The organism is Lacticaseibacillus porcinae (genome assembly GCF_003946305.1).
Lineage (GTDB): Bacteria > Bacillota > Bacilli > Lactobacillales > Lactobacillaceae > Lacticaseibacillus > Lacticaseibacillus porcinae.
The window spans coordinates 54,169-77,455 of the sequence record NZ_RHNS01000009.1; the positions used below are offsets into that span (position 1 = coordinate 54,169).

General features: G+C 47.9%; 20 protein-coding genes. 9 read left to right on the forward strand and 11 right to left on the reverse strand.

Going from position 1 to position 23,287, the window contains the following annotated elements; translation table 11 throughout:
• Positions 1-7: 7 nt before the first annotated feature.
• The 3 genes from EKM92_RS08360 to EKM92_RS08370 are packed head-to-tail and all read right to left on the reverse strand — an operon-like array spanning position 8 to position 2,781.
• A complete protein-coding gene (locus EKM92_RS08360) occupies positions 8-826 on the reverse strand; it encodes a carbohydrate ABC transporter permease (RefSeq protein WP_125709771.1) in 819 nt (272 codons plus the stop codon).
• A gap of 10 nt (positions 827-836) precedes the next feature.
• Complete coding sequence (locus EKM92_RS08365; protein ID WP_125709773.1) at positions 837-1,730, reverse strand: carbohydrate ABC transporter permease; 894 nt, start codon at positions 1,728-1,730, stop codon at positions 837-839.
• Positions 1,720-2,781, reverse strand: a complete 1,062-nt coding sequence (locus EKM92_RS08370; protein WP_125709775.1) for an ABC transporter ATP-binding protein — start codon at positions 2,779-2,781, stop codon at positions 1,720-1,722. Before EKM92_RS08370 ends, EKM92_RS08365 begins: the two co-directional genes overlap by 11 nt.
• Positions 2,782-3,084: 303 nt before the next feature.
• Here EKM92_RS08370 and EKM92_RS08375 point away from each other — a divergent pair, with 303 nt between their 5' ends.
• On the forward strand, positions 3,085-3,657 hold the full coding sequence (locus EKM92_RS08375; RefSeq protein WP_225420758.1) for a GNAT family N-acetyltransferase: 573 nt from the start codon (positions 3,085-3,087) through the stop codon (positions 3,655-3,657).
• A gap of 262 nt (positions 3,658-3,919) precedes the next feature.
• Positions 3,920-4,894: a DUF4767 domain-containing protein gene (locus tag EKM92_RS08380; protein WP_125709777.1), complete on the forward strand. Its 975-nt coding sequence runs from the start codon at positions 3,920-3,922 to the stop codon at positions 4,892-4,894.
• Between the two features lie 401 nt (positions 4,895-5,295).
• On the opposite strand, the gene EKM92_RS08385 is transcribed toward EKM92_RS08380, so the two are convergent.
• Together EKM92_RS08385 and EKM92_RS08390 are read right to left on the reverse strand one after the other, a co-directional pair.
• A complete protein-coding gene (locus tag EKM92_RS08385; RefSeq protein WP_125709779.1) occupies positions 5,296-5,814 on the reverse strand; it encodes an LURP-one-related/scramblase family protein in 519 nt (172 codons plus the stop codon).
• A 14-nt stretch (positions 5,815-5,828) separates the two neighbouring features.
• The gene (locus EKM92_RS08390) at positions 5,829-6,707 is read right to left on the reverse strand and encodes a Cof-type HAD-IIB family hydrolase (protein ID WP_125709781.1); all 879 of its coding nucleotides are present in this window, start codon (positions 6,705-6,707) and stop codon (positions 5,829-5,831) included.
• 73 nt (positions 6,708-6,780) lie between these two features.
• Between EKM92_RS08390 and EKM92_RS08395 the strand changes: the two genes are divergently transcribed.
• From EKM92_RS08395 to pepI, 4 genes are all read left to right on the forward strand, one after another.
• A complete protein-coding gene (locus tag EKM92_RS08395) occupies positions 6,781-7,488 on the forward strand; it encodes a uracil-DNA glycosylase (protein ID WP_125709783.1) in 708 nt (235 codons plus the stop codon).
• A 37-nt stretch (positions 7,489-7,525) separates the two neighbouring features.
• A complete protein-coding gene (pta, locus tag EKM92_RS08400) occupies positions 7,526-8,500 on the forward strand; it encodes a phosphate acetyltransferase (RefSeq protein WP_125709785.1) in 975 nt (324 codons plus the stop codon).
• Positions 8,501-9,287: 787 nt separating this feature from the next.
• Positions 9,288-9,743: a tRNA (adenosine(37)-N6)-threonylcarbamoyltransferase complex ATPase subunit type 1 TsaE gene (gene tsaE, locus EKM92_RS08405; RefSeq protein WP_125709786.1), complete on the forward strand. Its 456-nt coding sequence runs from the start codon at positions 9,288-9,290 to the stop codon at positions 9,741-9,743.
• Between the two features lie 48 nt (positions 9,744-9,791).
• Positions 9,792-10,673, forward strand: coding sequence for a proline iminopeptidase (gene pepI, locus EKM92_RS08410; protein ID WP_125709788.1), 882 nt, complete (start codon positions 9,792-9,794; stop codon positions 10,671-10,673).
• Positions 10,674-10,719: 46 nt separating this feature from the next.
• On the opposite strand, the gene hflX is transcribed toward pepI, so the two are convergent.
• The 6 genes from hflX to EKM92_RS08440 all read right to left on the reverse strand — a co-directional run bounded on the left by hflX (position 10,720) and on the right by EKM92_RS08440 (position 17,643).
• Positions 10,720-11,994, reverse strand: a complete 1,275-nt coding sequence (gene hflX / locus EKM92_RS08415; RefSeq protein ID WP_125709791.1) for a GTPase HflX — start codon at positions 11,992-11,994, stop codon at positions 10,720-10,722.
• Between the two features lie 183 nt (positions 11,995-12,177).
• A complete protein-coding gene (locus EKM92_RS08420) occupies positions 12,178-13,095 on the reverse strand; it encodes an ABC transporter substrate-binding protein (RefSeq protein WP_125709793.1) in 918 nt (305 codons plus the stop codon).
• A gap of 5 nt (positions 13,096-13,100) precedes the next feature.
• Positions 13,101-14,087 carry a FecCD family ABC transporter permease gene (locus EKM92_RS08425; RefSeq protein ID WP_125709795.1) on the reverse strand — a complete coding sequence of 329 codons (987 nt, stop codon included), beginning with the start codon at positions 14,085-14,087 and terminating at the stop codon, positions 13,101-13,103.
• Positions 14,084-15,061: a FecCD family ABC transporter permease gene (locus EKM92_RS08430; protein WP_125709797.1), complete on the reverse strand. Its 978-nt coding sequence runs from the start codon at positions 15,059-15,061 to the stop codon at positions 14,084-14,086. The genes EKM92_RS08425 and EKM92_RS08430 overlap by 4 nt, the downstream gene beginning before the upstream one ends.
• A complete protein-coding gene (locus EKM92_RS08435) occupies positions 15,061-15,855 on the reverse strand; it encodes an ABC transporter ATP-binding protein (RefSeq protein WP_225420759.1) in 795 nt (264 codons plus the stop codon). The genes EKM92_RS08430 and EKM92_RS08435 overlap by 1 nt, the downstream gene beginning before the upstream one ends.
• A gap of 147 nt (positions 15,856-16,002) precedes the next feature.
• A complete protein-coding gene (locus EKM92_RS08440) occupies positions 16,003-17,643 on the reverse strand; it encodes an APC family permease (protein WP_125709799.1) in 1,641 nt (546 codons plus the stop codon).
• Positions 17,644-18,512: 869 nt separating this feature from the next.
• Here EKM92_RS08440 and EKM92_RS08445 point away from each other — a divergent pair.
• The 3 genes from EKM92_RS08445 (at position 18,513) to EKM92_RS08455 (ending at position 22,993) form a co-directional block, all read left to right on the forward strand.
• Positions 18,513-19,271, forward strand: a complete 759-nt coding sequence (locus tag EKM92_RS08445) for an ABC transporter ATP-binding protein (protein WP_125709800.1) — start codon at positions 18,513-18,515, stop codon at positions 19,269-19,271.
• Positions 19,272-19,283: 12 nt separating this feature from the next.
• Entirely contained in the window at positions 19,284-21,092 is a 1,809-nt protein-coding gene (locus tag EKM92_RS08450; protein WP_125709802.1) for an FtsX-like permease family protein, read from the forward strand.
• 110 nt (positions 21,093-21,202) lie between these two features.
• Positions 21,203-22,993, forward strand: a complete 1,791-nt coding sequence (locus tag EKM92_RS08455) for a glycerophosphoryl diester phosphodiesterase membrane domain-containing protein (RefSeq protein WP_164509945.1) — start codon at positions 21,203-21,205, stop codon at positions 22,991-22,993.
• Positions 22,994-23,287 lie beyond the last annotated feature (294 nt).

Here is a 23,287-nt window from a genome sequence, read left to right on the forward strand (position 1 = left end):
TGAATGATTATCCTTTCAACCCTGCTTTAGAGATCCCAGCAATAATATATTTTTGTAAGAATACATACAACACAACCATTGGAATAATAACGAACGTACTTGCTGCCATTAACAACTGGTATTGTGTCCCAGCGTCAGTGGTGAATGCCTGCAGCCCAACAGGCAAAGTGCGCATTTTGTCGGAATTGGTGACGATCAACGGCCACATGAAAGCATTCCATGAACCGATGACTTGTAGCACCGTAACCGCAGTGATGGTAGATTTACTCATTGGCACTAAGACATGCCACAAGTACCGCCAATCGCTGGCGCCATCCATGCGCGCGGCGTAGTAGATCTGCTCAGGCGTGGATTGGAACGTTTGCCTGAGGGTGAACACAGTGAAGAAGCTAGCCAACCACGGAATGATCAACGCCCCATAGGTATCGATCAGACGCAGGTGACTCAAGGTGACAAAATTGGGGATGATCAACATTTCCCCAGGGATCATCATGGTCCCAAGGAAAATCACAAAGATCAAGTTTTTACCGAAGAACTTCAACCGCGCAAAAGCAAACGCGGCCAAAATACTGGTAAACAATTGCCCGACAGTGGTAACAGTGGTGACCACCAAAGAGTTGACGAAATACCGCGCAAACGGTGCTTCATGCCACGCCTTGATGAAGTTGCCCCATTGCAACGACTTAGGGATCCAAGTCGGCGGAACGGTGATAGTTTCAGGGGCGGTTTTCAACGCCGTTGACACCATCCATAAAAATGGCATCAACATCGTGAGCGCGCCTAAGGTGACGATCAAATATAAAAGCACACGACTGAATTTTTTCATCTTGTGCCTCCTAATAATGCACGTGCTTGCGGGAGTACCACATTTGCACGAGCGTGACCGCCAAGATCAAGAAGAACAACACCACGCCGCTGGCTGCTGCGATCGGGTATTTGTATTCGGTATAAAACTTTTGGTACAAATAGTACACGATGGTCAAATCGGCTTTCCCAGGTCCCGGGGTGCCACCAAATAAGGCAAAGATCTGGTCAAAAACTTTGAATGAGCCGATGATACCGTTGACTGACACTAAGAAGGTGATCGGGGAGATCATCGGTACCGTCACGTTCAAGAATCGCTGCCAAGCATTGGCGCCGTCAATTTCAGCGGCGCGATAGTAACCTGGATCAATATTGTTGAGGCCGACTAAGAACAAAATGATATTGAAGCCGAGGTCTTTCCACACGGTCATGATGATCAACGCCAACAGTGACCAATGTGGATCGTTTAACCAATTAATGGCATGGATCCCAAACAAGCCCAAGAAGTAGTTCATCAACCCATAATCAGAGTGATAGATCCAATTCCACACCATGGCAATGGCTACCGTCGAGGTGACGAACGGCAGGAAGTACACAGTACGGAAGAATCCAGACAACCACTTGATTTGGTTGAGCAAGATCGCGATCACTAACGATAAGATCACAGTGATCGGCACGACGCCTGCCACGAAGATCAAGGTGTTGCGCACCGCTAAGTGAAAGTCAGGGTCAGATAACAAGAATTTGAAGTTATCCAAACCCATCGCCGAGACTTTGTCGGTGTAGTAATCGTACTTGGTGTAAAAGCTCATCAAAAAACTTGATAAAATCGGCCAAATGTTAAAGGTGATGGTGATCACCAACATTGGCAACAGATACAACAAGGCTTTGGCCGTGGAGCGCCAGGTGGGTTTTTCATTCATCATGAGACTCACCGCCATAGATCAGCTTGCCGTCATGATCAAACAAGAAAAATCCTGCGGCTAAAATGCTGAAGTCGCCTTCTTTTGTACCAGCTTGCATGCTGGACAATTCAGTTGACAGTAGCGTTTCGCCATTGTAGTTCAACGTGGCAGTGGCTTCACGACCAAATTGATGTGCAGCGCCGACTTGGGCGTGGATCGTCGCCACGATTTTGCGGCCTAAGTCATGTAAGACGATGCTTTCAGAGCGGATCCCAATGGTTTCCGCTTGGGCCAAGATCTCAGCAGGCACCACGTCAGCAAGATCTGCTTTCATGGTGTCAGCTTTGATGGTGTTGATCACAGGGCTGCCGATGAATTTCGCGACAAACGCATTTGCGGGACTCGCATATAAGGTATGCGGGGTGGCAAATTGTTGAATGTGCGCATCAGCTAATACCATGATGTGATCGGAGATATGCAACGCTTCGTCTTGATCATGGGTCACAAAAATTGTGGTGACGCCAGTTTCAGATTGAATGCGGCGAATTTCTTCGCGCATTTCGATCCGCAAGCGGGCATCCAAGTTGGATAAAGGTTCATCCAGTAACAACAGTGATGGTGATTTTGCTAAAGCCCGGGCAATGGCGACCCGTTGTTGCTGGCCCCCAGATAAATCACCAGGCTTTTTGTCGAGTTGATCTTCAACATGCACCAACTTCGCTAACTCACGCGCTCTGGCATAGCGATCGGCTTTTTTCACCCGCGCCATTTTTAATGGGAAGGCGATATTGTCCAAAACGCTTAAATGCGGATACAAGGCATAGTTTTGAAACACCATGCCGACTTTGCGCGCAAGGGCTGATTGTTTGGTGACGTCTTGATCGTCAAAATAAATGTGTCCTGCAGTTGGCGCCAGTAGCCCTGAGATCATGTTCAGCGTCGTGGACTTGCCGCCGCCACTAGGTCCCAAAAGCGATACCAACGCGCCGTCAGGGATCACGAAATTCAATCCCTCCAGCGTGTTGACCTTGCCATCATATGACAAGGCGACGTCTTTGAACGTTACTTTCAACCAATACCACCCCTTTATTTGTGTCACCGCTAATATGATAACAGCTCCCAACGACACATACAAGATGTAGACTTATCCTCGAAATTGTGCACATCATCTTGTGTATAACAAACATTCTAGGAATTATTAACGGCCCTCTCTAATATAGCGCGAATTGGTGCATTTGTGGGTATGAAAAGGCCTAAAATGCCATGAAAATATTTTTCATTGTCAAAAGGTGATAGAATGGGAACCGCGCACGTGAGGTTTCAAGAATTGGAGGAACGTCGCCTCCTCACGTCAAAATATGCGACTTGGCGATGTATGTTTAAAATGATCCGTCCAGCAACACCAGATGATGCCAAAGCTTGTGTCCCATTGATCGATATTGTGTTTGAGGAAATGGAAATTCCGGCTTTAATGAAGCTGCCAAAATCACAACTTTATCCGGTATTTGAGCAAGCATTCTTATTAGAAGATTACCGTTACGGCTGGCCCCAAACTTTTGTTCATGAAACTGAAGGCAAAGTTGATGGTATCTTAGTCGGGTATCCTCATGACAAAGAAGACCACATCGATGATGTCTTTCAACCACTACTACCAAAAGTCGGTTTGCCAGAAACGCAAGAGTTATTCCCAGATACCGAAACTTACACTGGTGAATGGTATGTCGATACTTTAGCCGTTGCCGAATCTGCCCAAGGGCACGGCATCGGCACTGAATTGCTCAAAGGCGTGGAACCACTGCTTCATAAATGTGGCGAATCGTTGCTGTCACTCAACGTCGATCAAGCCAATCCTCGCGCTGAGAAGTTATATACCCGGGTCGGCTACCACAAAAACGGTGAATTAATGATCGGGTCACACCGGTATAATCATATGATCAAAGAAATCTAAACTATTGACTTAACCGCCACTTCAATTTCTGTCGTTAGAAATTGAAGTGGCGGTTTGTTTTATTGTCCGGTAAAGAAGCGATGCTGCATCACAGTCACATTCATGATGAATTGATCGCAAATATCCTGAGTCAGTTGGCTTGTTGAATGGAATTGCGATTTGGCTGAAGGTTCCAATTCTTCAACATGTTTTTGATAAATTATGGTCGGCGTACTCGCCATCGGTAGGTTATCTTTAAGCTAATGAATGGGGGAGATGGGTCATGAAAAAGTTATTCGTGATGGGTGCCTTAGTCTTTTGGTTAGGCGGGTGTTCCCAAGTTTCGGGGCCAAAAGAATCTAGTTCTCAAGTCGTTTCGACCACAAGTTCAATCAAAAAATCCAGTGACGCTAAATCCACGGGTTCATCGCTCGATGCAAATGCGCATCCTTATGGTAATGATTCTGAAGGTTCATATTGGACAGTTAAACAAGATGATGAGTTGAGCAAGTTGATGGCGTCGTGGCAAAAGTCGATGGGACAAAGTTTTGAAGGGACCTATGATGGCCAAGTCGTTGATTATTTGGGCATCAAGTATCCAGAGGCAATCGAAGGCACTTGGCGAAACGATGTGGTTTATGACCAAAACGAACAGTTGTCTTGGTATCAAGCTGACTCACAGGGAAGCTCAGCTCGGTTTCAAGTCGTCGCCGCGGCAGTTGGCGGCAAGACCGATCAACAGTGGCCGATGCTTTATTTGTTTGCGCTGGATACGAAAGACAACAGCCCAGTCGTGTTGAACTCACAAACAACCAATGGTGGGGTGTTATGGTTTTATGAAACAGCAAACACCGCGTTAAAAGATGGGTTTGCTCAAATTGTGGCTGAAAATGGTGACGTTGGTGCGTTTACTGGGCAAACAGAAGCTTGGACAAAGGCGAGTGCCATTGATTACATGAAACAGTTGGATTCTAGAGATGGGGCAATCCAAGCCGCGGTTGTCGCAGTGGCACATGATCCTGGGCCAGACTGGAATAAAGCAACATTTTCTAGTCGCGGACGAACTGCAGAATTATCTGACGAGTATCAAACTACTTGGTCATTGACCCGCATGTCTGATCACAAAACAGTAATTGTCCAGCGGATATTAGGAGAAGAGGCCCCACAGGTAGTGTTTTATGCAACAGATAGCGATCATTTAGTTTACGAAGGCTACCATCGTGGCGAATTGATCGTGAGTCAAACCGCTGATGAGTAAAGCACTGTGGCGGTTGGTTGCAATCTCGCCTGTTTTAAAATATCTGGAGCGGGTATGCTTAATAGCAGGCAGATCATCACCCCGTTGTTGAATTCCACGTCAGCAAAACGTGAGTCGTCATCATCAGGAGACAATAGTTAAGCTTCGTTTCAGTGATTTGAAATTGGGACGGAGGCTGGCTGCCGATGCATATTGAGAATGCTGTTAGCGACTTGTCGCTTACAGCATTCCGCAGGTCGAAATCCGGCGAGTGGGGAGCGTAGCGACCCATCTCGGCTAGTTCGGCCGAGGACTCTCTATATGCATCGGCGAGCCAGCTGGAGTCTCGATTTCAAATCACTAGAACTTAATTGTAAAAAACAAATGGCGCAGGACAATTTCGTCCTGCGCCATTTGTATCGTTACATCCCAAAGCTAATATTCACATCATCGTGCCGCGCGAGAGGGTTGGCATTGTGGACTTGCCGCCAGTGATCAAGGATCGCGGCAAGCAATAAACCGGCAGGGACATCTTCCTCGCGAGGAATGTCGAGTTTAAACACCGTATTGGAAGCCGTACCTGCTTCAGCGATGGTGGTGATCGACTTCACCCCGTGATAAATGTGATACTGATTTGCCAGTAAATTCCCGATGATCATCCAATTAAGGCCAGCAACGAAAATAAACTCCCGCCAAACGCCGGCCATTTTTTTCACCGAGCCGACTTTTTGGCGATCGATATACAAATCATACCGTGGAAAAATGCCGACAGTTTTTTGACGGATCTCACCGAGTTCGGCCCCAGCGATGGTGTGCAAGGTGAAGCCGTCGTTAGCGATGCCGTGGCGGCCGGTGAGAATGTATACTGGTTTGGAGTTGCTATCTTTGACAACGCTCATGCCGCTATCTTTTAATGATTGCGCATCAATATAATATTGCATGAGCGTCCTCCTTTTTAAACGTTCGTTTCGTTTAATAAAATGGCGCGGTCAATGGCTTGCGCCACGCCGTCATCGGTATTTTTCGCAGTGGTCCACCAAGCGACGTCTTTGATGTGCGGCAAGGCATTGCCCATCGCCACACCGTATTTGGCCATGGTGATCATCGATTCATCATTTAAATTATCGCCGATGGCCATACATTCGTCTAACGTGAAGCCTTTTTTCTCAGCGTAAGCTTTTAAGGCGAGGCCTTTTTGGGCTTGCGTGGAATTGATTTCAATATTGTTGACGGCACTGGAGGTGATCACCAAGCCGCCGGTCGCCAATAACTTTTCTTTAGAAGGGGCCAAGGCCTCTTGTCCAGCTTCAGAAAAGGCGATCACTTTCAAGACATCCACACCTGGTTGTTGGACCAAGGCGTTGTAGTCATCGACATAATTGATATTCATCAGCTCTAGTCGCGCCGCCGCTAAAGCCACAGCGATTTTGTAGCTGGTGTCAGGATTTAACCGCACCAGCACGTCGGCGACTTGTTGGATCCGCCGCACTCTAGAATCAGAATACACCCCTGAGTTGGTGACGAGCTCAAAATATAGCCCAGCGTCATGTAAGGTCGTTAAAATCGTCTGCACAAGCTCAGCATCGATGCCAGCTTCCACGGTTAAGTCGCCGCGAGTGTCAAAAACCCGAGCACCGTTGACGGTGATGAACGCCGTGTGCAAGTCGTGCGCTTCAACGAGAGGCTGAGCTTCAGACAACCCGCGACCTGTCGCGACCATAAACTCGATGCCAGCGGCTTGGGCGCGACGGATCGCCGCGGCATTGCCTTCGGATACTTGGAGTTTGTCGTTGAGCAAGGTACCATCCATATCTGATGCGATCAAACGAATCATAGTGAATCCTCCTTGGCTGTTTGACTTCATTTTACCATGAATTCTCGGTACAATAGAAGCCGAGGTGACACCAATGAAAACGATTATCCATAATGACTGGCAAACCGTGTTGGAACCAGTGTTTGAAAGCCCGCAGTACGCGCAATTACATCAATTTTTAAAACAAGAATATGCAACCAAAACCATTTATCCGGAAATGCACCATATTTTTCAAGCCTTTGAATGGACGCCTTTTGCTGAAACCAAAGTGGTGATCTTAGGTCAAGATCCTTACCATGGCCCCAATCAAGCGATCGGCTGCTCCTTTGCGGTCGCCCCTGGCATCCAGCTACCCCCGTCTTTACAAAATATCTATAAAGAATTGCAATCAGACCTTGGCATTGCCCCAGTCAATCATGGATACTTAAAAGACTGGGCGACCCAAGGGGTGTTGTTGCTCAACGCAGTGCTCACGGTGCAAGATGGTCGCGCCAACTCCCATCAAAATCACGGTTGGGAGAACTTGACGGATGCGGCGATCGCGGCGTTATCTGATCGCGGCGGGGTGGTATTTATCTTATGGGGGGCTTCCGCTCGTGCGAAAGCTAAAGTGATCGATCGCAGTAAAAATGCGATCATCGAATCCCCACATCCAAGTCCGTTATCTGCATACCGCGGCTTTTTTGGCAGTCGACCATTTTCTAAAACCAATGAAGCGCTTGCGCAAATGGGGGAACAACCGATCAATTGGCAACTTCCTAGTACACCTAACACTAGTCAAAGCAACATGAATGCGCTATGATTAACACAGAAAAACGTTTTCTATGGAGGGCATAATCTTGGATTTATTTGAAAGCTTAAGCAACAAGATCACCGGCAAGGATTTACGTATCGTGTTCCCAGAAGGCACTGACCCCCGCATCGTTGGCGCGGCAGTGCGGTTAGCCGCCAGTGGCTTGATCCACCCGATTTTATTGGGGAACCCAGAAGCCATCGGCAAAGTTGCCACTGAAAAAGGCTTCGACATTTCCAAAGTCACGGTGCGCGACCCAGAAACTGACGCCTTTCATGATGAAATGGCCGCCGCTTTCGTTGAACGCCGTCATGGCAAAGCCACTGCTGAACAAGCAGAAACCATCGTTCGCGATCCTAACTACTTCGGTACCATGTTAGTTTACATGGGCAAAGCGGATGGCATGGTATCTGGTGCGGTGCACTCCACTGCTGACACCGTACGTCCTGCACTGCAAATCGTGAAGACCCGTCCAGATGCCACTCGCATTTCTGGTGCCTTCATTATGCAACGTGGTCGCGACGAACGTTACTTGTTTGCCGACAACGCCATCAACATTGATCCAAACGCCCAAGAATTAGCGGAAATCGCGGTTGAATCTGCCCGCACTGCGAAGATTTTTGACATCGATCCAAAAGTCGCAATGCTCAGCTTCTCGACTAAAGGCTCTGCTAAAGCGCCACAAGTCGACAAAGTGGTTGAAGCCACTGCCATTGCCCACAAGTTGAACCCTGAATTAGCCTTAGATGGTGAATTACAATTTGATGCGGCTTTTGTGCCAACGGTTGCTAAGCTTAAGGCCCCTGATTCAGAAGTTGCCGGCTATGCCAATGTCTTCATTTTCCCAGACTTGCAAGCCGGGAACATCGGCTACAAGATCGCCCAACGCTTTGGGAACTTCGAAGCCATCGGCCCGATCTTGCAAGGTTTGAACGCACCTGTTGCAGACCTTTCTCGTGGCTGCAACGAAGAAGATGTTTACAAGTTAGCCATCATCACCGCCGCCCAAGCATTGAACTAAAACTTGCTCACCGAAAGTCATCAGCGTTTGCTGGTGACTTTTTTGTTATAATCGAGGTATTCAAACTATCGCTGTCCGGCATCGTGAGTGTGTCATGCCGCCATCAGGTGCTCGTGTGCTAGCTCCGTTTCAGTGATTTGAAATTGGGACTCCAGCTGGCTCGCCGCGACATAGTGAGGGTCCTCGGCGGAGCTAACTTGGACGTTTCGCTGCGCTCACCGCCAAGTGGATCTCCACCTGCGGCTTTCCGTAAGCGGTAAACCGCTAACGGAAATCTCACTATGTCACGGCGGCCAGCTTCCGTCCCAATTTCAAATCACTTCCACTACGCTAGCCCACTGGCACCTGATGGTCGCGAAACGCAGTATTCTACATTGATATCATGTTTGGTCTTGTGAATGACGTCGTAACATCGACGTGTTTGATTTGTAAGTCAGCGACATCAACGTAGAAAATCTGTGGGTAGAGATGATTTGGCAAAACGGAGGTGAATGGGACAATTGCCTGTGGCAGTGAAATCAAGTGAAACGCCGGTTTGTGGCGGTTCGCGCAGATTTCACCGGCAGATTTTGAGACAAAGTGATTTTCTTTGGCTCAAAATCTAGTCGCAAGAACATCGGCGGGCTTTGCCGATTTCTGCAGACGGCCGCACCGGCAACTTGTCCCATTCACCGCAGTGACGCCAAATCGTCGGAGCCCACAGATTTTCGTGCCGGAGGCATAGGGGTATAGTTTGCTGAAACACTATCGATTCCGGACAACGATAGTTAAATTAAAGGAGCACATCATGGATATTGCAAATGAACAAGTGCTACAGGCATGGGCCAAAGAAAAAGTGGCCCCACAACTAAAAGCTGGCGACGTGTTGTTGCTTGACGGCGACTTAGGTGCTGGTAAAACCAGCTTCACCAAAGGCTTAGCCGCAGGGCTGGGGATCAACAAACCAGTCAAAAGCCCAACTTTTACCATCATCCGTGAGTATCAACAAGGGCGCTTGCCGCTGTATCATATGGATATTTATCGCTTGGAAGACGGCGGCGTCGAAGACTTAGGGCTCGAAGAATATTTTGAAGGGGACGGGGTGTCTGTGGTCGAATGGCCTGAATTCTTAGGTCTTGCAATGCCTGATGAGTATTTAATGATCCACATCGTCAAAGACGAAACTATCGATGAAGCTCGCCATGTCAGCTTCACCGCCAAAGGCTCACGATTTGAAACTTTGGCGCAAGCAATTGAAGCTTAGGTCTGCCAGCGCTACAATAAAAGCATTATATTAAAAGGACCTGAGAAAATGAAAATTGAAGAAGGCTACATGCCGTTTCATGAATTCAAAACGTACTATCGCATCGTCGGCGAAGCAAATCCTGATTTAGCGCCATTGTTGTTGATCCATGGGGGACCAGGGTCATCGCATAATTATTTTGAATTGATCGATGATTATGCAGAACAATCTGGCCGGCAGTTGATCATGTATGATCAAGTGGGTTGCGGGAAGTCCAGTTTGCCTGAAGACGAGAAGTGGTACGTCAAAGAAACTTGGGCCGAAGAATTGATCGCACTGCGGAAGTATCTCCATCTTGATCAAGTCCATATGCTCGGTCAGTCATGGGGTGGGATGCTTGAAATGTTCTACCTCACGCAATACGCCCATGACGGGGTGAAATCAGTGATGATCGATGGGTCGCCAGCTTCGATCAAGTTGTGGACCCAAGAACAACATCGCTTGATCTCATACTTGGAAGCAGTCGACCGTGATGCCATTGCTGAAGCCGAACGTACTGGGAACTTCTCTGGTCCTAAGTATTTGGCCGCTAACGATCGCTATATGGAGCGCTACTGCTGGGATGATCCCACTGAAGATTCACCAGAACCACTGCGGCGGCCGACGAATGGTAAACGCGCAAGCTTGATTGCTGAAGGTCCGAACGAATTCACAGAAAATGGGACGATTTCAGATTTTGATGTGACGGATGATCTCCATAAAATCGATGTCCCGACCTTAGTCACTAGCGGCACTGATGATTTGTGCACACCGCTGATCGCAAAGTCTGTTTATGATCATATTCCAGGGGCTAAGTGGCATTTGTTTGCGAACTCCCGTCATTTAGCCTTGCTTGATCAACACGACGAGTTCATTTCAGTGCTTGATCACTGGCTTAAAGCGAATGATTAATAAAAAATCAGTCCTATTTCAATTTTGAAATGGGACTGATTTTTTATTATGCTTCGACTAAGTAGTCACGCAGTTGACCTGCTTGGATCGGGTTAACGGTAGTCGTGATCAAGGTGCCGCTTTCTGTGTAGTCGGTTTTTTCAACGCTAGTTTCGCGATTAATGAAATCGACTACTTGCCCTTTGTCAAAGGGGATCAAGTATTGGTTGGTCACATCTTCGGCAAACAAGTGGTGTTGGATCAATTCGGTGAGCTTGTCTAAACTTGCAGAATCGCGAGCAGAGTAGATCAAGTCGTCGCCGTTGACTTCTGGGAATACCGCACCATCTTTGAGGTCGGCTTTGTTGTAAGCGACGACCATTGGAATGTCGTGAATGCCGATGGAATCTAAGGTCTTTTCAGTGACTTTCATCATATCTGGATAATGCGGATCAGCGTAGTCGACGACTTGGATCAATAAGTCAGCACTGGCAGCTTCTGCTAACGTTGCTTTAAAGGCGTCAACTAAAGTATGGGGCAACTTGGACACAAAGCCGACAGTATCAGAAAGCAAGAATTTGCGATTGTTCGGCAAGGTGATTTGGCGGACTGAAGTATCCAAGGTGGCAAACAACATGTCTTTTTCAAAAACTTGTTTCGTTTCTGGATGTTCGGCGAACTTTTCGAGCAAGCCGTTCATGGTAGTGGACTTCCCAGCGTTGGTGTAACCCACCAAGGCAACTGTTGGCAGTTCTTTGTCGGTACGTTTAGCGCGACGAACTTCTTCACCGATATCGGCGTCTTTGAGTTCCCGACGCAAACGGGCAATGCGTTTGTTGAGTACTCGCTTGTCCATTTCCAACTTGGTTTCACCAGCACCACGGTTGGCAACGCCACCGCCGCCTTGCTGGTCAAGTTTGTTGGCACTAGGATGCAATCGTGGCAAGGCGTATTGCAATTGCGCGATTTCCACTTGCATTTTAGCGGTTTTAGATTGGGCCCGGTTGGCGAAGATCTCTAAGATCAACTGGGTGCGATCGACGATGTGATGTTTGGTTTCCCGCTCTAAGTTCCGCAATTGGGAAGGTGAAAGTTCATCGTTGACCAATACTGTCGTTGCGTCATAAGCATCCGCTAATTCACGAATTTCGTCGACTTTCCCACTCCCAAAGTAAAAGGCGGCAGTGGAGCGGTCGAGGTTTTGCCGCAACTCGCCGACGACTTCATAGTTGTTGGCTTTGGCCAGTTCCACGAGTTCAGTCATGGTGTAGTCAAAATCTTCACGACCACGTGAGATCCCGGTGACTAAGACTTTTTCCGGTTGTAAAATGTTTTCTTGCACTGTAACTCCTTAATGTTCGCAAACACACAAAAACGGTAGCGAAGGCTACCGTTTGGGGTGATGCGAGCCTGCGTGTGAGTGATGTTAAATTGTAGCGAACTTTTTCAAACGCATGATGGCTCGCTCCCTTCGTTATCAATTAACTTCAGTGTAACATGTTCACCCGCGCTTGCCCACTAACAATTATTTTTGTGAGAGCATGGTGTCAGTGACTAACTTGATTTGGCCTTTGACGGCAATTGGATCGTAGTAGTACATTTTGTTAAAAGGTAGTTCGATCACATGTTTGGCTTTCACTGCTGGCAAAGACTGCCATACCGCGTTGGCAGTCAAGTCGCTGATCGATTGTTTAGAGCCTGAAGTGTTCGAGAAAAACAACCAGTCGCCAGCATATGACGGCGTTGCTTCAGTGGCAATTTGCTTGTAGCCAGTGCCGGCTTCAACTTTTTGTGCCGCTTTGGTCAATTGAAAACCCATTGCAGTGACGATCGCGGACCCACCGCGGCCCCAAGTTGAACCGTCGACATACAATTTGTTGGCTTGAATATCGAAGAAGGAAACCGTCGTCGTCGCTGGGTCGATCCCATTGGCGTTCAACTTAGCGGTTGCATTTTTTGCTGTTTGCTTCAAATCGTCACTGACTTGTTTGGCTTGCTTTTGGCGATTCATCAAGCGACCGAATTGGGTGAGTGACTGGTAAACATCGCCAGTCGACCCATAAGGAATGTACAACACTGGGGCGATGGCTTTGAGCTTTTTCACATCAGCTTCATTGGAAGTGACGATCAAGTCAGGTTTCAATTTCAAAATCGCTTCTTGATTCATGGTGTTGCCAAGGTTTTTGATGCCTTTGGTTTGAGCTTTGGATAACCACGGATTAGCGAGATCCATTTGGGTGGAGCCCACCACATGAACGCCTAAGCTGATCAATTGATCGGTGTAAACCGTCGATACCACGCGTTTAGGGTGCGCTGGGATCTTCGTTTTGCCGGCGGTGGTGGTGACAGTGCGAGTCGCCGTGGTGCTAGTGGTTTGCGTTTTGGCACAGCCAGCCAGTAAGAACATGCTAAGCAAGCCGATCAATAAGGTGCGTTTTTTCATCAAGGTCAAACCTCCGTTTTTTGAAATAGCAACATTAAAAAGTAAGGCATGGTGATCACCGCGACGACTAAACCGACAGGCAATGTCGCTGGCAGAAATAAATTATTCGCCACGGCGTTGCTGGCGAGCATCAAAGTGATCCCCACGACGATCGACATGTTCATGCGGGTGGTGAATTGGCTGCCGACTAAACGTTTGGCAATGTTAGGACTCATCAACCCGACTAAAGCAATGGCGCCACCAACTGCGACTGCAATTGCCGCTAAGCCGATCGCCAAGGCCATCAACAAGCTTTTGGTGCGTTTGATGTTAACGCCAGCAGCTTGGGCCATGTCGTCACCTAAATTCAACATATTGAATTCATGCCGCAATAGCCAAACCACCACCACCAAAACCACCGCAGCTAGCCCGTAGCCAGCAAGAAATTGACCGTCAACGTTCCAGAAACTCCCAGTCAACCAAGTTAACACCCGTTCAAAGTCAAAGGCATTCATGTTCAGTTGCAACATCAAGATCACACCATTCAGCAATGCCGTCAACGCGACCCCGCGCAACAACAAACGCAAGCGGTCATGTTGTGCACTCGCTTGGCGGACTAAAAAAAACGCACAACTGGCACCGATGATCGCAGCGATCGGCAGCCAAGTTTGCACCGATAACTGTTTAAAACGGGCACTGGCGGCGATCAAAATCACGGCACCAAGGCTAGCCCCAGCATTCACCCCGAGGATCGAGGAATCGACTAAAGGGTTTTGCGTCAGTTGTTGCAACAACAACCCACTGACTGCAAGGGCTGTGCCACAAATCAAAGCGGCAACCACATATGGCAAGCGCATTTGCCAGATCACTAAGGTTGAGACCTGATCCCCAAAACCAAATAAACTGGCAACCACTTGATTCAGCGATAGGTGAATGTCACCAAACATGAAACAAGCTAATGTTGAAACAATGGCCAGGAAACTTACGATGAGGTAAGCAATCGTTTTTTTCATGCGACCACCTCATGTTTACGATTAAGCATCATCATTAAGAAGATCCCGCCACAAATCGCACTTAACGCAGACAACGGTAACTCATTCGGATGATCAAGGGTTTTAGCTAAAAGATCGACGCCTAACATAAAGCTCGCACCAAGCAACATCGTCGGTGCAACATTGCGGTCGAAGCGATCAGGATGCCAATAATTGATGATCTGGGGGACGCCTAAGCCGACAAAGCCGATGTTGCCGCCGACTGCAACTGCCATTGAAGCAGCAAGCACCACTAAGCCACTGGCAATCAAACGCGTGCGCGCGGGTCTTACCCCTAAGCCTCGCGCTGTGCTGTCATCTAAGATCAACAGCGACAGTTCGTTGTGAAAGCACGCCACTGTGATCAACAAGATCATCAACACCACGAATAAGGCGTGGACTTGCCCCATGGTGACATTGGCAAAGCCACCAACCAGCAAATTGCGATATTGCGCCGTTTGATTGGTTAAGATCCCGACGGCATAAGCGATACAAGTGATCAAACTGGACACCACAGTCCCACCTAAAATAAACCGCAGCACATCTAAGCCGCGCCGCCGCATCGCCAGCCCTAACACGATGACGAAAGCGACGCCAGCGCCGAGCAAACTCAACCACAACGAATTGACAATATTGAGATTCAACCCAACTAATCCGCCGATCATTAAGGCCAACATCGCCCCAGCGTTAACACCGAGAATGGAAGGATCGGCGATGGGATTATGCGAAAGGTTTTGCATCAATTGCCCTGATAACGCGAGCATTGCGCCGACAAAAATCGCGGCTATTGTCCGCGGTAGCCGAATCGTCAGCAGAATTTGTTGCGTCAAGTGATCAGCGGATACCCAAGTGAGTGGACTGTACCATTTGACGCCTGCGGCAGTGGATACCACAGCTAAGCAGATCAATAATACCAGCAATCCAACATTCAGACGCCATAAACTGTTGTGTTTCATCAGGCGTCCTCCAAAGTTTCCGTATTCAATAATTGGGGATAATCACAACCAGTCGGCGTTACCAGTTCAGCTTTCACCCCAAACACAGAAGCAAGGAGGTCATCAGTCAACACTTGTTTTGGAGTGCCAGTGGCGACAAGTTTGCCGTCATGGACGCAGATCAAGTGCTCACAATAGCGCGCCGCTTGATTTAAATCGTGTAACACCACGACAATGGTTTTTCCCATGTCGCGGTTGAGGCATTGCATCAGATTTAACACAGAAAGTTGATGGGTGAGGTCAAGGTAAGTGGTTGGTTCATCTAGCAACAAAATCTCTGCATTTTGGGCTAACGTCATCGCGATCATCGCCCGTTGGCGTTGCCCACCAGATAAACTGTTCAATGGGCGATCAGCAAGGTCGGCGACTTTTGCTTGCAACATTGCCGCTTGGACTTGGACTTTTTCATCAGGATCGGCGCCAAACATCCCTTGATGATAGGCATAGCGACCAAGCTTCACTAACGTCGCCACGGTGAGATCGCCTGGGACTTCAGGACTTTGGGCCAAATATGCGAGTTTGGTGGCAAGCTGTTTTGACGAAAAATCAGACAATGGCTGCCCTTGAAGTTGTAACTCACCAGCAGTCAAAGAATTGATCTGAGCGATCGCTTTGAGCAAAGTGGATTTGCCGCTGCCGTTAGGGCCGATCAACCCGGTGATCTGCCCAGCAGGAATATGCAATTCTTGATCACGCAAAATCACGCGTTGGTTGTAGCCGATGGTTAAATGGGTGCCAGTGATAATGTCTGCCATGTTGTCTCCTACGAAAAAGTTACAATTCAATGAGACAAGCATAGCAGGGTTCAAAGAAACTAACAACAATAATTGTTTAAAAACAATTGTGCGCACGCAAAAAAAGACTCGATGCACAAACTTGCACATCGAGTCTTTGAAATGAAGTTAAGCAATCGTCCCACGACGACCGTTTTTCGTCATGTTCATGATCAAACCAAACAAGATCACATCAACGATCCCAGTGACAGCATAGCGCAACGCTAAGCTCTTGCCGACAAGCAAGGAGGTGTTGATCCCATCACTTGCCAAGTAGATCAAGGCAACTGCCACAACCACCGTCATGATCCACCAAGCCACGCGACCAAAAGCATTTTGGCCAGCGGCTTGACGTTTGGCGATCCAAGGCATCATAAAGCCTAACAACACCATACCGATCGGCACCACAATGTTTAATGTCAACATCAAGACGAAGGTGTTGTCGGTGGCATCAGTTGGGAAGAAGCCCAGGCAGGCCAGCAAGAAGGTCACGATCAACATCCACAACCCGACGATCAAGCCCAGCTTGTCGTTTTTGATGTATTTGTAATCAGGGGTTGGGAAACGTTCAGGATTCTTGCGGACCATGATGTAAGACCAGAACAAGAACATCGTGGAGAATGGGGAGACGATCCCGTTTAAGTTCAACAACCAGTTGAAAATATCGTTGATCTTCGGCAACATGCCGCCTAAAGCCATGATGATCGCACATAAAATGGTGGTCAACCAATAACCGTTGATCGGCAAGCCGTCTTCAGTTTTCTTGGTGAGTTGCCGTGGCATGAAGCGCTTGGCCACATCAGATAAGAACACCCGCGTTGACGCATCAAGGATCACTGCGAGTTGCGCCAACATGTAAATACCTTGCACGACGGCGAAGACATACATCAAGCCGTTGCCCATGCCGAATTGACGACCGATGGCTTGGAACGCATAGTAAGAACCGTTCATTTTCAAGTCATTTGGTAAATGATGGGCGTTGAAGTATACCCCTAAAGAGAAAGTCCCAAACAATGTCAAAAACATCGTCATGATGGCGATCATCTTCAATGCCTTCGGGAAGTCTTTGGCTGGATGTTTCATGTCTGCGGTATAAGGGGCAGCGAGTTCTGACCCGTTCATTGCAAACACGAACAAACCAAAGGTCGATAAGAAGGACAATGAGAAGAAGTTCTTAGGCATAAAGCTTGAGAAGTGGAAAGGATGGGTGGCGATCGGGTTGCCGTGCAACAAGCCGACGATGGTCATAATGACAAACAATACTGTCATGATAAACATCGCGCCACCGCCGATGGTGGACATCACTTCAAGGGATTTGTTTTTGAAGAAATGTTGGAGCCAAATGAAGACGACGAACACCACTGCAGTGAAGATCCCAAACCAGGCGTTCCCCATATGGGCTTGAATGTTGCCGTTACCGTTGGAGATCCAACCAAAGGAAATCACGACAGAGTTGGCCACATCGACAACATATGGTAGACCTGTGATCCAGTAGAACCATGCGGCGAAGTAGCCGACAGTGTCGCCGTTCGTTTGCCGCATCCAACTGGTGATCCCACCGCCATGTTCAGCGAAGGTGGAACCCATGTGAGCGACAATCAAGTTATAAGGAATGACATAGAAGATCGTCATCAAAACCCAAGACGTCACGGCGACGAGTCCTTGGTTTTGGAAGTTATAAATAATATCATCAAAGCCGATGACGGTGACAAAGTCCATTAAGCCGACAATGACCCACGGAATATATTGCTTTTGTTTTTCAGTTTGCATAGTTTCCTCCAAAATGCTAAGCGACAACCATCGCTTAGCACCCTGGCGCTTTATTCAAGAACATGTGAGCCTCCTAAGGTGAATGTTTGCGGGGAGGCGATTTGACAGTGGGACTCCGGCTGGCTCGTCGTCGCATAGTGAGGGTCCTCGGCCGAGCTAACTTTGATCATTCGCTTGCGCTCGTGATCAAAGTGGATCTCGACCTGCGGAACGCAGTAGGCGGTAAACCGCCAACTGCGTTCTCACTATGCGACGACGGCCAGCCTCCGTCCCACTGTCAAATCGCCTGCGTGTCGTTAACTGGCGGCTTACTGCTTGAATCTTGACTTGCTGATAAGCGTCGGTTAACGTTTCGTGAATAATATCTGGAACATTGATCCCATATAATAGGTAATGAATCGAATCATGCACTGAGAGAGTCCGCGACAAGTGGTGGGTGGAATCGCGTTGGAAAAACGAAGGTGGCGTGAACAATTGCCCGTGGTAGTGAAATCAAGTTAGACACCGGTTTTTGGTGGCTGACGCAGATTTCACCGCCAGAATTTGAAACAAAGGGTTTTTCTTTGGTTCAAATTCTAGGCGAAAGAACATCGGCGCACTTTGCCGATTTCTGTAGCCGGCCGCACCGGCAACTTGTTCACGCCACCGCAGTGACGCCAACGCGATGGCACCCACCGCTTTTCTACCAAAACCTAGGCACATGAAAAAGGGTTCGCTACATTCTACCTAATTTTCATTCAATAGGAAACAATTTGCTGAAAATTTCTTTAGAGAAACTTTAGACGTGACAAAAACGTTAGGGACGTGTTCGTTCAAATCAAAGTAAAATACGGTAACATAGAGTTATTGAAAAAGGGGAGGCAATATTCATGCAAAACCAACCAGTGGTCGCCGTTAACGGCATCACCAAAACCTATGGGAAGAAAAATCAAAAACAATTCCAAGCCTTAAAAGGCGTGACCTTTAATGTCCAACCAGGCGAATTCGTCGGCATTATGGGCGCATCAGGTTCTGGGAAAACGACATTGTTAAATATTTTATCCACGCTTGATCGTCCTACTAGCGGTAGCGTGAAAATCAATGGCAAAGATGTCACCGCGTTAAAAGGTGACAAGCTTTCAGACTTCCGGGCTAAGCAAGTTGGGTTCATTTTCCAAGATTTCAACTTATTGGAGAACTTAACCGCCCGCGAAAATATTGCTTTGCCAATGGCCTTGCAAAATATTAGCCACAACAAACAAGTTGAAGCGGTCAACCATATCGCCAAAACGTTAGGGATCGACGCGGTACTTGATCACTATCCAACGGAATTGTCTGGGGGTCAAAAACAACGAGTCGCTGCTGCTCGGGCGTTGGTCCAAAACCCGGCGATCTTATTCGGGGATGAACCGACTGGGGCCTTGGATTCCCAATCCGCTAAAGAATTGCTGGATACGATGACCAGCTTGAATCAAGAACAAGGGGTTTCCATTTTGTTGGTGACGCATGATCCATTCTCTGCTAGTTATGCGCAACGCATTTTGTTCATTAAAGACGGCCAGATCGGACAAGAATTGGTGCATGGGGATAAAAGCCAAGCCGCTTTTTATCAAGAAATTCTCAGCACGTTAGGGACGTTTCAACAATAGGAGGGCGCTGCAATGTTACGCAAATTAGCTTTAGGCGGCATTCGCTCACGCTTTCGCGATTACGCTGTCTTATTTTCTGGTTTGGTGATCGCCAGTGCCGTGTTTTACATGTTTATGGCGTTGGCCACCAACACCAAGTTTTTAACCAGTAATTCACCGATCGGGATGACGCCGTTTATCTTCGGGTTCGGCGAAGTGTTGTTGGTGATCATCACCATGGTGTATATCGTTTACGCCAACACCTTTTTGATGAGTATGCGGCAACGCGATTATGCGATGTTTATGATGCTCGGCGCCAAAAGCCGCAAAATCGCGCAATTGATCTTCATTGAAACGGTGTCTGTCGGCTTCTTAGCTTCTGTCGTCGGCGTCGTCATCGGCATGGGGTTGACTGGCATTGCTGGGAACATGTTGATCTCGATGTTGCATGCACCAGCGGCACATTTTGCTGTGGTATGGCCACCAGCCTTGATCGCAACATTTGGTTTCTTCTTATTAATGTTTGTGCTGGCAGCGTTCGTTAACGCCGGGCGCCTGTTGAAAACGCCAATGCTGGAGCTGTTGCACGCCTCGACGTTGCCAAACCGCCTGCAACAAAAACCTTGGAAGTTGATCGTTCAAGGTTTGCTTGCCATTGTGCTGTTGGCGATCGGCTACTGGTCGATGACCCAACTGGCAAAATTGCAAATGGCCGCCATCGGCATTGCTCTCATCACGATTGTTTTAGGGACATACTTCTTATTCAATGCGTTGTTAGTGTGGTTGATCGGGTTACTCAAGAAGAATCATGCCTACGCGTCTAAAGGGTTACACACCTTCACTTTGAGTCAGTTGTCATTTCGGATCCGCGATTACACCAAGATCTTAGCGGTGGTTGCCATTTTGTTCGCTTTAGCATTAGGGGCGATCACTGTCGGACTCGGCTTCCAAAATGCGATTCCAGAGCTTGCCAATACCCAATCTGCATATGATGCCACGACCATCGACGCCAATGCCGCAACGCAACAAGCCGCTGCGAAGTTGACTGGGGTCACCAGCACCACTCGTTACACTCAAAAAGTCACCGCCAAAGCAGTAGTATTTGACCAAGCGCAAATCACTGCGCGGCCGTTGAAATTCGTCGCTTATGATGGGAAAACTTCTAAGCACTTGAGTTTAACGACGAACGCTGACTTGACCAAGAATATGAATGAAATTGCCAGTCAACTGGAACAATTCCGCACCCCAGCTGATGCGCAACGTCAAATCAAGATCGTGCCTCATGCAGAATATGTCGCGTTAGCTGGTACCACGCGCAACATTGTGACCTACCAAGTCAAAGACTTCGGCGCCAACTATGATGCTTTTGATGCGATGTTTAAAGCGCAAAATAAGCAACTGCATGTGACCAACACCCAATTGTCTGGTCAGAAAATGGCGACTTACGGCTTGATCAATGAAATGTTCTCAGGTTTAGCGTTCATGGGCTTCTTCTTAGGGATCGCGTTCTTAGCGATGTTGGCTTCGACGTTGATGTTTAAGATCTTAAGTGGCGCAAGCTTTGATGCCAGCCGCTACTTGATGTTACAAAAAATCGGCGTCCGTCCAGGTTTGTTGCGGCGTTCAGTACGACAAGAAATTGGTGCCTTGTTCGCTTTCCCTGGGATCTTAGGGGTCATTCACGTGTTATTCGGGCTACAGCTGTTCACCACGATGTTGCATGACCCATATCACAACATTTGGATCCCATTTGCAATTTTCATCGTGTTGTATGGCGTGTACTATGCGTTGACCGTTTGGTTATATGAAGGCATCGTCATTAAAAAAGACCTTGCCAAGTAAAACCGATGCGTCACCTCTGACATGGAGGTGACGCATTTTTTAATTTTTCCGTCTGGCGAATGATGCATGTTGTCGCCATGCGCGTATAATGCCGTAAGTGGAGGATGATCATGAAATTTATGCGGGATATCAGTGGGTTATTTAAAGAATTCGGTGCCAGATGGGGCAGTTACCTCATGTTAATGGGGATGGTGACGGCGATTACTTCCGGCGTCGTTGTACCGTTGATGCGATGGACGACAGCAGGGATCTTAAGTGCATCAGATATTCCATACCTGGGTGTCGATAACTTGTTGAGTATTTTCACGCAACATCAACTGGCGGCATTTGAATTAATTGTTTTATTGCTAGTGGTGTTGTTGCTGGTTTATGTGCAATTTGCGATATTGCTTGGGGGATTAGACAACATTCGGCGACGGACTGGCCTAGGTGTTCGCGCAGTGATCATCGAAGGCTTGCGCGATGTCCGTCACCTTAAACCTTCAGGATTCGGCTTTTTCATCGTGTATTTGTTGTTAGTGATGCCATTTGCAGGCGTCATCATTCATACGCAGCTGTTGGCAAAAGTTGAAGTGCCGACATTTGTGTTGGATTGGTTGGTCACCAAACCTTTATATGCGGTGTTGGTGTTTCTATTTTATGTGGCGATGGCGTATCTCGGGGTCAGGTGGTTGCGGGTGTTGCCGATCACGATTTTGCGGGATCGCTCATTGATCGTTTCTGCGCGTGAGTCTTGGCATGAAACTCGCGGGAAGTTTTGGGCTTATGCGTTGCGCCTCGGGGTGTTAGCAATCATTTTCGTGTTGATCGGTTTTGGGTGGTCAGCTTTATTGATCGGCATTCAAAATGTCGCTGATAACACCGGTATCGCGTTTGGTGTCGCCATCGTCACGTTGACCTTGTTGATCGCAGGGCAGATCTTGTTAAGCGGCATGAGTTCAGTGATCTATTTATTGTTTTTGATCGCGCCTGATGACGTTGAAGCTGGACGGGTCCATTTTCAAACTGATGGGTCACATCATTGGTTGCGGCGGGCAGTCGTGTTGATCGCTGGCGGCTTTGGCGTATTGATCATGGGTGCATTTGCCGGCTTTTACATGAAAGGCGCGCTGACTGAAGCGCCAATGACGATTTCTCATCGCGGCGTCGATGCTGGCAACGGCGTCCAAAACACGATCCCGGCACTTGAGAAAACCGCAAAGTTAAAGCCAGATTATGTGGAAATGGATCTCCATGAAACCAAAGACGGACAATTTATCGTGCTCCATGATGAGAATCTCAAAGCACTGGCAGGTGTTAACAAAACGCCGCGTGAATTAACTTTAGCGCAACTACAAGAAATCATCGTGCGGGAAAATGGTCATCACGCCAAGCTGGCGAGTTTCTCAGATTACTTAGCTACCGCCAATGCCTTACATCAAAAGCTGATGGTTGAATTGAAGCCGACGAAAGCTGACAGCAAAGACATGTTGCAACGCTTCATCGATCAATACGGCCAGCAGTTGATCAAACACGGTGATCGCGTACATTCCCTGAGTTATCCGTTAATGGTGACCTTGCATCAACAGCTGCCGAAGTTGCCGGCAAACTTCATTATGCCGTTTAGTTTAGTGCCGCCGCAAACGAAACTCAGCGGCTATACTGTCGAAGAAACCACGCTTGATGACGCCTTCGTCGACGCCGTCCATCGCCAACATCAACAAGTGTGGGCGTGGACTGTCAATGATCGCGATGCAATGACGCAAATGGTATTTGCTGATGTCGATGGCATTATCACCGATAATTTAACTGAGCTCAAGCAAGTGATCGCGGAACAAAATGATCACCCAAGTTATGCGCAACGACTTGAAGTGTTTGCGACCACTTTGAGTGACTTTGGCCGACCAGTGATGAGTAACTAAAATCAGCGCCAACCGCATTCGAGTATTGTGTGGTTGACGCTGTTTTGTTCATCGTGATAACGATGTTTTTCAACTGATCAAAGATGACTGATGAATAATTAAATAACAAATCTTACCTGATTTTTCTATGACAAGTCAGTCGCATATGCTATGATGAAGGCTACAGAAAAGTAATATGATCGGTGGTACAACTTTTGAAAGAAGGTGGAGCCCTTGGTGGATAAACCTCGGCGTCAGATTTCGGAAGAAAGGAGTACAGCTTAGCTTGTGGTTGCCGCAATTTTGACGGCCACA